Source organism: Vibrio sp. 1557 (assembly GCF_033340175.1).
GTDB classification, from domain to species: Bacteria; Pseudomonadota; Gammaproteobacteria; order Enterobacterales; family Vibrionaceae; genus Vibrio; species Vibrio alginolyticus.
The window spans coordinates 13,079-25,534 of record NZ_JAWOVZ010000023.1; the positions used below are offsets into that span (position 1 = coordinate 13,079).

Consider the following 12,456-nt stretch of genomic DNA (forward strand, 5'->3'; position numbering starts at 1 on the left):
AATTTTAAAAAATCGACCAAGATTATAGCTAATTCATAGCAATTAGCAGCAATTTACTGGTCTAATCTCCTAATAGCCACTCTCGTTTCTGTAACCAAGTTAACAAAAACAACATAATTGCCATATTTTTTGTGTGGCCAATTTGTGCACTAAAGCAAAAAACCGCCATGAGTGATGGCGGTTTTTAAAGTGCTTTTAAAACAGTTGGTTGAATTTATGCCAATTCTGCTTTCTCTGCGATAAGTTTATCTACAACGCTCGGATCGGCAAGCGTTGATGTGTCTCCGAGGTTGCTGGTATCACCCGTTGCAATTTTACGCAGGATTCGACGCATGATCTTACCAGAACGAGTCTTCGGTAAGGAATCCGTCCAGTGCAGTACATCTGGTGTTGCAATTGGACCAATTTCTTTACGCACCCAATCTTTCACTTCTTTGTGTAGCTCTGCTGACGGGAATTCACCATCGTTCAAGGTAATGTAAGCGTAGATAGCTTGGCCTTTGATATCATGCGGAATGCCCACAATAGCGGCCTCAGCAATTTTATGATGTGCGACAAGAGCCGATTCTATTTCAGCGGTACCCATGCGGTGACCCGACACGTTTAGTACGTCATCAACACGGCCTGTGATCCAGTAGTAACCGTCTTCGTCACGACGAGCACCATCACTAGTAAAGTACATTCCCTTGAAGGTTGAGAAGTAGGTCTGTTCAAAGCGCTCGTGGTCGCCATAAACAGTACGCATCTGACCTGGCCATGAATCAAGGATCACCAAGTTACCTTCTGCTGCGGTTTCTTCAATGATGTTGCCCATGTTATCAACCAGTGCAGGTTGGACTCCGAAGAATGGTCGAGTTGCTGAACCTGGTTTTAAGTCTGTTGCGCCTGGTAGTGGTGCAATTAAGATACCGCCGGTCTCTGTTTGCCACCAAGTATCAACGATAGGCGAGCTCTCGTTACCAATCGTTTTGTAGTACCACTCCCACGCTTCAGGGTTGATAGGCTCACCTACTGAACCCATCACACGTAAGCTTGAACGAGATGTCCCTGCTACCGCTTCGTTACCTTTTGCCATTAGTGCACGAATAGCGGTTGGCGCAGTGTAGAGAATGTTCACTTGGTGCTTATCAACCACTTCACTCATACGAGCCGTGCTTGGGTAGTTTGGAACACCTTCAAACAGAATGGTTTTGGCCCCGTTCGCTAGTGGACCATAAATTAGGTAAGTATGGCCTGTAATCCAGCCCACATCCGCGGTACACCAGAAGGTTTCACCTGGTTGATAATCGAAGACATATTTAAAGGTCATTGCCGCGTAGACGAGGTAACCGCCTGTAGTATGTAGTACGCCTTTAGGTTTACCTGTCGAGCCAGATGTGTAGAGGATGAACAGCGGGTCTTCGGCTTTCATCTCTTCTGGTGGGCAAACGTCAGAAACGTTGGCTGTTGCTTCGTGCCACCAAACATCACGGTGTTCATGCCATTCAACATCACCACCTGTACGTTTAAGCACGACGACTTTATTGATGGTTTTTACGTCTGGGTTGGTTAGTGCTTCATCCACGTTCTTTTTCAGTGGAACAGCGCGTCCGCCACGTACGCCTTCGTCTGCGGTGATCACGACTTTAGCGTCAGAGTCGATGATACGGCCGGATAGCGCTTCTGGTGAGAAACCGCCAAATACTACGGTGTGAACCGCACCAATACGGGTACAAGCGAGCATAGCCACTGCAGCTTCTGGCACCATTGGCATGTATAGACACACCACGTCGCCCTTGCGTACGCCTTGCTCTTTCAATGCGTTGGAGAATTTACACACTTCTTTGTGTAGTTCGTTGAAAGTGAGTGTTTTGTCGTCGGCTGGATCATCGCCTTCCCAAATGATGGCGACGTCGTCCCCGTGTTCTGCGAGATGACGGTCAATACAGTTAGCCGAGACGTTCAGTGTGCCATCTTCAAACCAGCGAATATCAACATGGCCAGTGTCGAAAGAAGTGCTTTTTACTTTGGTGAAAGGTTTGATCCAATCAACGATTTTGCCGTGTTCGTTCCAGAAGCCCTCTGGATCGGTTACCGACTGCTGATACATGGCTAAGTAAGTATCATTATCCGCGTGTGTATGAGTTTTAATATTTTCTTTTACCGGATAAACGTGGGCTTCGCTCATGGCTTCTCTCCTTGTGCCTTATTTCTCGGCCTTACACCAATCTAGATAAGATTTTGAATATATTTTTGTAGGGCTGTTTTTTGGTTCTAAATAACTTGGTCGTGGTAATGACGACGTTGTGCTTATAACTGTCAGTCACCGCGCGTATTTCCACAATTAGACTTTAGGATGAGAGTGATGGAAGCGCCGGGAAATCGCTGAAACAAAAGCATTTCTGGGAGCTAAGTCAACTGATTTTTATGTATACGGCGCGGTTAGGTTGGGTAAATCGCCTTTCGTTAAGCGGACAAAGACCAAAGCGGCAGAAATCGCGTCTTGCAAGGCGTCGTGTTTGTCTTGGATAGGAAGTTCGAGGTGTTTACAAATGGCATCCAGACTTAAGTCGAAATAGGCATTCGGCAAATGTCGTTCCAACTTATCGTGGTAAATCTGACTGACTTCGATCAGTGGGTTAGGAAGTGGGAAGCCAAGTTGCCGCAGACAAGCAAGGTCTAAGATCTTTTTATCGTAACGAATGTGATAGCCCACAAGTGGTCGGTTGCCGATAAAGTCGAGCAGCTCGAGCAGCGCCTCTTTTTCACTGATGCCATCGACTAAGTCTTGGTGGCGAATTCGATGGATCTTGACCGAGCCAGAGTCGAGCGATTGTGGCGCGCGTAAGCGGACTTCAAATGGTTGACTGGTGATGATGCGGTTGTCGATGATCTTGGTGGCTGCAATAGTCACTAGCTCGGCACGATTTGGGTCAAGGCTGGTGGTTTCGCAGTCAAGAGAGACGTATTCTGTTTTATCTGGCGTGCAAAACAGCGACTGATAAGGCGAGCCTTTCAATTTGTAGTACCAGTATTTGCGTTGTAACCAGTTCATTGCTTACGCCTCTGTGATTTATGAAAATCAGGGTTAATCACGAATTTGATAATGGAAGCCTAAAAATTGCTTAAATTTCTTCACCACATGTAAGCTGTGGCGAAGCAAATCACGCTCAGTTCTATCCAGTTGTTTAATATCAATGTTATTCAACGCTTCTTGCTTTTTGAGTTGCTGATTAAGGCGAAGTTTAAAAAACAATTTCAGTGCTTCGTTGAGATTATCTGCCGTTTCGGATTCTAAGATGCGCTTATTTCTCAGAGCTTCAATGCGCTCAAACGTGTTCTTCTCTTCAATGGCATATTCCAAAGACAAGGTGCGAATGCCGTGTACAATTGGGAAAATACCGCCGCGTTTAATGTCCAATCCGTCTTTAGCACTTTTTACGTTGCCAAACAGAGTTAGGGGCACAGAAAACTGCAAGGCAGGGCGAGTAAAGTCAGACAATATCAACATGCGATCTTTCATTGTGTCACGAAGATGCGCCGCAATTGGAGCCAGCAGCTCGCAATTCCCAGCAACAGCATGGGCGTCACTGAAAATGGCTAAGTCCATGATTTGTTGTGGTTCGGCTTTAGCTATCCAGTGGTTTAGGGTGCTTATCCATTCTTGCTGTGTTTTGACCCATTTCGGGTTGTTAACCATCACTTTACCAGGGCAAAGTGGATAACCGAGCTGTTGTAGGGTGTGTGTGAAGGATTGCATCACTTGTTCGCAATGAGGCCATTCCAGACCATCTTGAATAATCAGGGCATTGTCTTGATCGGTTTTGAGAATTTGCTCTCCTCGGCCTTCAGAGCCGAGTACGATCAAGCAACAATGGTCGTGCAAGGCTGGTGGTATTACTAACTCGAACGCTTTCTCGATAATTTGCTCGTTTACGGCTGAGATCAGCTCCATGATGAAGCGAGTGCGGATGCCGTTTTTCAATAAGCTCTCGACCAATTGACGTTGGCGGTTTGAGGCCAAAGCGAGCTCTTCCACGCTGCTTGCTCGAGCAATACTGAGCGTTAACACGTGAGAGTGGGTTGAGAACGCGCTAAGAATTTGGGTCATATCCAGCATGCCGACGGCTCTGTTGCCTTCACATACCATGAGGCGTTTCATTCTGTTTCTGGTCATTGTGATCATGGCGTTGAATAGAAAGTCACCATCATCAACGTGATAAACAGGAAAGCTCGCGATCTCACCCACTGGTGTGTCGAGCGCGCAACCATCCAACATCACAGAATGCAGCATATTAGTACGAGTCACTATTGCGTACGGGTGGGCTGATGGCCATTTTTCCAATCGTGGATCATCGCCATGGAGTTGAACCAATGCAGCGTCAATCCCATTTTCTTTTAAGGAACGTGTTACCTCGTTAATTGGTGTATTTGGTTCAAGGATCATCGGTGGGTGATAAATGCTGCGGTCAACTTTAGTGAGAATAAACTCCGCTAAGTTTTGCTGTTGATGGGCCGCTTCGATGAGCTCTTGCCGTTTCGATAAATTGTTATCGAAATAGGCTGCAAACTGGCCATTTTCGTTGTAAAGGGCAAGGAAAATTTCTTTCGGCAGTAGGTAAGAGAGCGTGTCCTCAAGCGCGATGTAGTGATGACGTACCTTGTCTTCAAGTAACGAGCGTACATCGAACATATCGTCGTTGGCATAATGTGCGAACACTTCCTGTTGATCGTTGGAGCGCTCTTCTACCGCGCCTTTGATCAGAATATGTAAGTGGGGGTTCTTCTGTCCGCAGGATAAAATAACATCTCGAGCTCGATAGTAGGCGACGTCCAGAGACGATCGCAGTCGCGTTTGTTGTGCTTCAGTTAAGCGATCGAACGGTGGAGATTGCATGTTAAATTTGTCAGGCATGAGAACACCCAATAATGATGGAAGGAACACTCTCTAAGTCTGACAAATTTCTTACCGGAAGCCAGACGACTTTGGTCTAAATTACGATGTTTTCGCTTGAAGATGCCAAATGTCGCAAAGTTAGTATTCCATCGAGGAAACGATAAGTTTCTTATTCTTCCCTTTTTATAATACGCATGGCGATCCATAATTCCCGGCTCGAACGTTGGTGTTCCCGTTTTAGGATATTAGTAATGTTGAAACCTTCTCCGTATGGCTGGATTTCCCAGTACTTTCTCGGATTCTTCTTTGCGTATGGCGTGTATCTGCCATTTTGGTCACTTTGGTTTAAGGATCAGGGCGTATCTTCGACAGATATCGGTTTGCTGGTCGGGTTAGGCCTTGCGACACGTTGTGTTGCCAATATCGTGATCACCCCACGAGTACACAAAGTCGAACATCTTATGCCTGCTTTACGTTGGTTGAGTTTCGCTGCCCTCCTTTTTGTTGGATTTCACTTTTTTACGGGTGGTAGCTTTTGGTTAATGGCACTAGCGACAGTGTTGTTCAATCTTTGTTGTGGACCGATTATTCCGTTGTCGGACGCGATGGCAAATTACTACGCTCGCCTGAAAATGCTCGATTATGGCCGCACGCGGCTATGGGGTTCGATCGCCTTTATCGCAGGCTCGACGGCAGTGGGCTACCTGGTGGCTGAATTTGGCTCCGATATGATCTTGTACACTGCGATGTTCGGCGTGTTTATCTCGTTGCTGTTTGCTATGCGACCGACTAACCCAATGCCTGTAACGCATGGTGGGCAAAGCGCAGAACGTCCAAAGCTGACCGCTCTTTTGACTGACAAACCGATACTAAAATTCTTAGTGTTGGTGTCACTAATTCAGGGCAGTCATGCGGCTTACTACGGCTTTAGTGCGATTCACTGGAAGGCCGCTGGTCACTCGGAAGATGTCATTGGCTACTTGTGGAGCTTAGGAGTGGCCGCAGAAGTGGCAGTGTTTGCATTGAGTAAGCGCTTATTCGTAGGTTGGTCAATACGCGCGCTGTTTATTGCTGCTGCCGTTGGTGTAATGATGCGTTGGGGTATTACGGCGTCGACAACATCAATTATTGCTTTGGTGGTTGTTCAACTATTGCATGGTGTGACTTTCGCTACCGCACACATTGCCGCGATCCAATATATCCAAAACTCCGAAGAAAATAAGATCGTAGCGTTGCAAGCGTTGTATAACGCGATTCCGTTGGGCGCATTTATCGCGTTAATGACCGTATTGAGTGGCTGGGGTTATGAGCACTGGGGACCGCTTGTGTTCTGGGGCATGGCCGCGATGGGGTTATTGGCTCTGTTCATCAAGCTTGATTCGCAAGACCCACATCAGGTGGTTGATGTATCAGACAAGCCACTTGAAACACAGAATTAGACTTATGTAACAAAGGTTAAAAACTAAGCTTTGTCTCCGTTATCAAAGCAGTGTTAAATGAAACCTCTCCCTCATGGAGAGGTTTTTTTATTCTCTTGCTTTAAAAGTAGCAAGAAAGGCAAGAAAGGATATCGGATGCAAGGATGGCTGGTGGTTCCCGTTTCTTTAGCGTATTTGGGAGCTTTATTTATCATCGCGTGGTACGGCGACATTCAGAAAAGGTGGCTAGCGCGCTGGCGGCCTTGGATTTATAGCCTTTCCATTGCGGTGTACTGTACATCGTGGACCTTCTACGGCACGGTCGGGCAGGCCAGCAGTAATCCTTGGTCTTTCTTACCCATCTATATTGCTCCCATTTTAGTGTTTACCATCGGATGGCGCGTTTTAGCTCGGCTTATTTTGATTGCTAAACGGGAACACATCACGTCGATTGCTGACTTTATCGGAGCACGCTACGGTAAATCCCAAGGTTTGGCCGTGGTTGTTACGCTCATAGCGGTTGCGGGAATTTTGCCGTACATCGCTTTACAGCTGCGTGGTATCACTATGGGGCTTGAAATTATTGCTCCGGAGCTGGCTACTGATTTTGGTTATCAAAACGATAGCGTGTCGTGGTTTGTTGTGGTCGCATTGGCGATTTTTACGATGCTATTCGGTACCCGCCACATTGATAACACGGAACACCATCGTGGGATGATGATGGCAATTGCCTTCGAATCCATTATCAAACTGCTGGCTTTTTTAGTGGTTGGTGTCTTCATTGTTTGGTTGGCGATGAACACCGAGAATTTGAGCTTAATTGATGTTGCCGCACAGACGTATCAGTCACCAAATATCCCGACTATATTGATTCATACTGTACTCACGATGCTGGCGATCGTTTGCCTTCCGCGACAATTCCATACGATGGTGGTGGAAAATGAACGTGCTCAAGATTTGCATGTGGCTCGTTGGTTGTTCCCCATTTATCTGATCTTAATGGGGATTTTTGTTTTACCTATTGCGTGGGTAGGGCAAGGTCTCTTGAGTGGCGCTTCGCCTGATACTTATGTCATCAGTGTGCCGATGTCGGTCGGGGCGAGTGAAATCGCCTTGCTTGCGTTTCTAGGCGGTACTTCAGCGGCAAGTGGCATGGTTATCGTATCGACGATTGCCTTAGCGATCATGGTCTCGAATGACTTGGTTATGCCATTGCTATTGCGTCGCATGCGACTGACGCAGCGTAACCATCACCATTTTTCTGAATTATTACTGCGGATCCGCCGTGGTTTGATTTTAGTTTTGTTGATTGGCGCGTGGTGTTTCTATCAAGCGTTGGACACCATTCATTCACTGTCTGCTATCGGCTTTCTCTCGTTCGCGGCTATCACGCAATTCGCTCCTGCGCTGGTTGGCGGTATGTATTGGCGTCAAGGGAATAAGAAAGGCGTGTATGTTGGCCTCGCGGTGGGTTTTGCTACCTGGTTGATTACGTTAATGAGCCAAACAGACATGCTTGCCGGAGACGCCAGTAATAACTTCCTGATCTGGTTGATTACGCCACCAGAGGTATTGGCTAGCTTTGATATCGCGATTTCAGATTGGGGGATGATCCTCAGTGTGGTCGCTAATGCAGTGTGTTTTGTTGTGGTTTCTATGGCTACCCGACCAAGCCTAAGTGAGCGCTTACAATCGGCATCATTCGTTGGTACACCGTTACCTGAAAGCGAAAATATGAGTCTGTACCAGAGCCGCGTTACGGTTGCAGAACTGGAAATGCTAGCATCCAGATTTGTAGGACGAACGCGAGTTAAAGCGGCGTTTCAAGCCTACTGGAGCCAGCAACGAGAAGAGTTGATGCCGAATCAGCAAGCGCCATCTTCTCTGATTCGGCATACGGAGCGTGTGCTAGCAGGGGTATTTGGAGCATCTTCTGCTAAGTTAGTGCTTACTTCTGCTCTGCAAGGAAGAAACATGCAGCTTGAAGAGGTGGCGACTATCGTCGATGAAGCCTCTGAACTGTACGATTTTAGTCGGGGTTTACTCCAAGGCGCGATTGAGCATATTGGACAAGGTATTGCGGTCGTCGATAAGCAACTACGCTTGGTAGCGTGGAACCAACGCTATTTAGAACTCTTTGAATTTCCGCCAGGCCTGATTCAAGTAGGTCGACCGATTGCGGATGTGATTCGGCACAATGCAGAGCAGGGGTTGTGTGGCCCTGGTGACCCTGATGACCACGTTCGTCGCCGTGTTTATCACCTTGAGCAAGGGACTCGGCACACCTCTTCTCGGGTTCGTCCCGATGGTCGCGTGATAGAGGTGCAAGGTAACCCAATGCCAGGTGGTGGCTTTGTGATGAGCTTTACCGACATCACCGTATTCCGTGATGCAGAGCAAGCACTGAAAGACGCCAACGAGACATTGGAAGAAAGGGTACGTCTGCGGACTCGAGAATTAGAACAACTTAACAAGCAGCTGGTGGAAGCGACGCAGCGCTCGGATTTGGAATCGAAGTCCAAATCACGGTTCTTGGCGGCAGTAAGCCATGACTTGATGCAACCGCTCAACGCGGCGCGTCTATTCGCATCTTCACTATCGGAAGTCGCCAAAGACAGCGAAGCCAAAAAGCTGTCAGCACACATTGAAAGTGCTTTAGAGGCTGCCGAAGACTTAATTGGAGATTTGCTGGATATCTCGCGTTTGGAATCGGGCAAGTTGGAAGTCAACGTGCATGGCTTTGCGTTAAATGATGTGTTATCGAATTTGAATGCTGAGTTTAGTGCGTTAGCCAAACAGCAAGGTATAGAGTTCACCATGATTCCGTCCTCACTCATGGTTAAGTCGGATCCCAAACTGCTGCGCCGTGTGGTGCAAAACTTCCTGACCAATGCGTTTCGTTATAACCCGAATGGCAAAGTCGCACTCGGTGTTCGCCGCGTGAAAGGGCGAGTGCGTATTGATGTATGGGATAATGGAGTGGGGATTGAAGAAGAGAAGCAGCAAGAGATTTTTGAAGAGTTTAATCGCGGAACTCAAGTTCGTTCCGACCAAGGTCTCGGACTTGGTTTGGCGATTTCGAAAGGAATTGCTCAGGTACTTGGGCATGAAATTTCGATGCGCTCTTGGGTTGGAAAAGGCAGTGTTTTTTCCATCACCCTAGATAAAGCTGATCATGTTCAGCCTCATCCAGTTCACGTGGCGATGAATAAGCAATCTGAACTTGGTCATCTGAGAATCCTTTGTGTCGATAATGAGCCTGACATTCTAGTCGGCATGGAAAACTTACTTTCCCGATGGGGTTGCGATACACGAGTTGCGATTGATTTAGTTGAAAGTCTACAAGCGCTTGAGGATGGTTGGATTCCGGATGTAATTTTCTCCGATTACCGACTTGATGATGGTCGTACTGGTTTAGAAGTGCTACAGCAATGCCGCCTGAGATTAGGCCACAGCTTTGAAGGCGTCATCATCAGTGCAGATCGTACCGATGATATGCTTGATGGCATCAAAGCAAATGGGTTCAGCTTTATTGCTAAGCCAGTTAAGCCGCTTAAGCTGCGTTCGGTGCTCAATCGAGTCGCTTAGGATTGGAGTGTTTGAAAAATCGCTATAAAAAGAGACCTCCGAATGGAGGTCTCGATGTTTGTAATCTTAGTTGATAGGCTGAGTTTGCCGCTTATTCTGCGACGCCGCCTTGAGTCAGTTTGGCTGGATTAAGCAATCGCTCTAGTGTGGCTCTATCCAAATCAGTTTCTTCTTCCGCGACATCAATAATCGCGCGTCCCTGTTTGTAGGCTTTTTTCGCGACTTCTGCCGCTTTTAGGTAACCAATGACCGGGTTGAGAGCCGTGACCAAAATAGGGTTTTTGGCGAGTGCTATATCCAAGTTATCTTGGCGAACTTCAAACGTCGCAATGGCTTTGTCAGCTAAAGCGGTTGCGCTGTTAGAGAGTAACTCGATGCTCTCCAATACGTTATGAGCAATAACTGGCAGCATGACGTTAAGCTGGAAGTTGCCCGCTTGGCCTGCGACGGTAATGGTGGTGTCATTACCAATGACTTGCGCTGATGCCATAGCTGCGGCTTCTGGGATCACAGGATTTACTTTGCCAGGCATGATGGAAGAACCCGGTTGCAAGCCTTGTAATTCAATTTCACCTAAACCAGCCAATGGGCCTGAATTCATCCAACGAAGATCGTTTGCGATCTTCATGATCGCAACTGCTGCTGTTTTGAGCTGTCCCGACAGAGCGACGATCGCATCTTGACTGCTTAAATTGAAAAAGAAGTTATCACTGGCCGTGAACTGAATACGAGTTGACTGGGTTAGGTTGCTAGCGAATAAGTCTGCAAAGCGTGGATCGGCATTGATCCCCGTTCCAACCGCCGTACCACCTTGGGCTAAGGCTTTTACAGCAGGAAGTGCTTGTTCAATCGCTTGTTTTGCGTGCTCGATTTGGAACTGCCAACCGCCAAGTTCTTGAGCAAAGGTAATTGGCATCGCGTCCATTAAGTGGGTGCGACCGGTTTTTACAACATCTTTCAATGCTTGCTGTTTAGACTCTAGTGTTTGGCTGAGGTGTGACAGGGCCGGGAAGAGCTGTTTTTCAATGGCTAATGCTGCGCTAACTTGAATGGCCGTTGGTACCACATCGTTGCTGCTTTGTCCCATATTGACGTGATCATTAGGGCTGACAGTGCCGCCTAGATGCTGGGAGGCCAGTGTTGCAATTACTTCATTCGCATTCATATTTGAGCTAGTACCTGATCCGGTTTGAAATACGTCAATTGGGAATTGCTCAATATGATTGCCTTCGATAATTGCTTGAGCTGCGTCAGCAATCGCGTTGGCAATATCTCCTTCAAGCAGCCCTAGCTGTGCGTTGGTGAGTGCCGCAGTCTGCTTGATGTGTGCTAACGCTTTGATAAAACCAGATGGCATTTTATGTTGACTGAATGAGAAGTTATCGACGGCGCGTTGAGTCTGGGCTTGGTAGAGAGCATCTGCAGGGACAGTTACTTCGCCCATACTGTCAGTTTCTATGCGGAATTCGGTGCTCATGGTAGGGATCCTTTTGGTTAATCGAGTGAGATTTGAATCAGGCGTAATTGTTGTTGTAGTGCGAGAAATTTCACGTCGCCTTGTTCAAACTGGTAGTAATAGCGTTTGAGGCAGAATAATGGCGTATGGATAGAATCGAGACAGACACGACGGAAGATACGACTGCGAGTTGAGTCTTGAATTGCGTCTAGTAAATGGAAATAAACCTGACGTAAAAACAGCTCACACAACAATAGATTTTCTTCATCGGCATCGTGTTCATAACAAGAAGACAACACCATTCCCCAATGAATATAGTCATGAATCACGTCTGGCTCAAAGCCATGTGGTGCGGCGAGAAGGAATCTATCTTGGGCTTTAAAAAATGCGTTAAAGATGTCCCGTTTGTTGTCCATAACCACCTCTCATTAAATGTAATGATAATTATTATCAATTAACTTGTGAGTTGGCAACCCTTTTTAGAGTAAGAGGTTGTTGAAGAAAGACTTACTGAAACAAAAGCCGACGCAAAGGCGTCGGCTGAGTAGGAATTCATTTATGCTGAGTGAAACTAAGTCACTGTCGTTTGAATACCGGTGAATTAGCTTGTCACCGTTATTCAGTAAATAAGGTTTCGTACTTCACAAATGCGGTTTGTGTTTCACCATAATACAGTGTACCGCCTGATTGAATGACGACTCTTAACCAGCTTTCTGCAGATGCAGGCTTTGGTAAGGTGATGTACCAGCTTTGGCCTGCTTGATCGGCGGGCTTCATATCAATCGGTTGAGCGTTTTTCTCTTTGTCACTCACAATAGAAACTTTAACACCTTCGAGTGGGTAAGCGGCGTTGAGTGATAATTCTAAGTTATTTTTAGTGAGTTTTTCCGAGCGAAATTTCACTTTAAAATCGCCATTTTCCATATCACACAGACCACTGGTGTAACGACAATTAGACTTACTCGCGAGTTTGTAAGTTTCCCCTTCTTGCGCCGCGTGGGGCTTCTCGCTGAGGGCCATATCGGTACCGAAGTAAGCGATCAAAGAGAGAACTGGCGCAATCAGTAGAGCGAGAATAAAGTGCTTGTTTTTGAACATCTTGGCTTCCTTGCAACGAC

General features: G+C 46.9%; 8 protein-coding genes. 2 read left to right on the forward strand and 6 right to left on the reverse strand.

Annotation, left to right across the window (positions count from 1 at the left end; translation table 11 throughout):
* Positions 1-214: 214 nt before the first annotated feature.
* The 3 genes from acs to R7070_RS20105 all read right to left on the reverse strand — a co-directional run bounded on the left by acs (position 215) and on the right by R7070_RS20105 (position 4,894).
* Entirely contained in the window at positions 215-2,167 is a 1,953-nt protein-coding gene (gene acs / locus R7070_RS20095) for an acetate--CoA ligase (RefSeq protein WP_005386359.1), read from the reverse strand.
* A 237-nt stretch (positions 2,168-2,404) separates the two neighbouring features.
* A complete protein-coding gene (locus R7070_RS20100; protein ID WP_025768818.1) occupies positions 2,405-3,034 on the reverse strand; it encodes a 3'-5' exonuclease in 630 nt (209 codons plus the stop codon).
* A 33-nt stretch (positions 3,035-3,067) separates the two neighbouring features.
* A complete protein-coding gene (locus tag R7070_RS20105) occupies positions 3,068-4,894 on the reverse strand; it encodes a DUF294 nucleotidyltransferase-like domain-containing protein (protein ID WP_025768817.1) in 1,827 nt (608 codons plus the stop codon).
* A gap of 233 nt (positions 4,895-5,127) precedes the next feature.
* Between R7070_RS20105 and R7070_RS20110 the strand changes: the two genes are divergently transcribed.
* Both R7070_RS20110 and R7070_RS20115 read left to right on the forward strand, forming a co-directional pair.
* On the forward strand, positions 5,128-6,315 hold the full coding sequence (locus R7070_RS20110) for a 3-phenylpropionate MFS transporter (RefSeq protein WP_053307400.1): 1,188 nt from the start codon (positions 5,128-5,130) through the stop codon (positions 6,313-6,315).
* A 135-nt stretch (positions 6,316-6,450) separates the two neighbouring features.
* On the forward strand, positions 6,451-9,882 hold the full coding sequence (locus tag R7070_RS20115; RefSeq protein ID WP_085570088.1) for a PAS-domain containing protein: 3,432 nt from the start codon (positions 6,451-6,453) through the stop codon (positions 9,880-9,882).
* Positions 9,883-9,973: 91 nt separating this feature from the next.
* Here the strand turns inward: R7070_RS20115 and R7070_RS20120 are convergent, their stop codons facing one another.
* From R7070_RS20120 to R7070_RS20130, 3 genes are all read right to left on the reverse strand, one after another.
* Positions 9,974-11,359 (reverse strand): class II fumarate hydratase, encoded by a 1,386-nt coding sequence (locus tag R7070_RS20120; RefSeq protein ID WP_025768815.1) that lies wholly within the window; start codon positions 11,357-11,359, stop codon positions 9,974-9,976.
* 17 nt (positions 11,360-11,376) lie between these two features.
* A complete protein-coding gene (locus tag R7070_RS20125) occupies positions 11,377-11,754 on the reverse strand; it encodes a hypothetical protein (RefSeq protein ID WP_005382370.1) in 378 nt (125 codons plus the stop codon).
* A gap of 199 nt (positions 11,755-11,953) precedes the next feature.
* Entirely contained in the window at positions 11,954-12,436 is a 483-nt protein-coding gene (locus R7070_RS20130; protein WP_005382371.1) for a hypothetical protein, read from the reverse strand.
* Positions 12,437-12,456 lie beyond the last annotated feature (20 nt).

Coding starts and splice junctions, on each gene's coding strand:
- R7070_RS20120 (WP_025768815.1), bottom strand. CDS start 11,359: ATGAGCACCGAATTCCGCATAGAAACTGACAGTATGGGCGAAGTAACT.
- R7070_RS20105 (WP_025768817.1), bottom strand. CDS start 4,894: ATGCCTGACAAATTTAACATGCAATCTCCACCGTTCGATCGCTTAACT.
- R7070_RS20100 (WP_025768818.1), bottom strand. CDS start 3,034: ATGAACTGGTTACAACGCAAATACTGGTACTACAAATTGAAAGGCTCG.
- acs (WP_005386359.1), bottom strand. CDS start 2,167: ATGAGCGAAGCCCACGTTTATCCGGTAAAAGAAAATATTAAAACTCAT.
- R7070_RS20130 (WP_005382371.1), bottom strand. CDS start 12,436: ATGTTCAAAAACAAGCACTTTATTCTCGCTCTACTGATTGCGCCAGTT.
- R7070_RS20115 (WP_085570088.1), top strand. CDS start 6,451: ATGCAAGGATGGCTGGTGGTTCCCGTTTCTTTAGCGTATTTGGGAGCT.
- R7070_RS20125 (WP_005382370.1), bottom strand. CDS start 11,754: ATGGACAACAAACGGGACATCTTTAACGCATTTTTTAAAGCCCAAGAT.
- R7070_RS20110 (WP_053307400.1), top strand. CDS start 5,128: ATGTTGAAACCTTCTCCGTATGGCTGGATTTCCCAGTACTTTCTCGGA.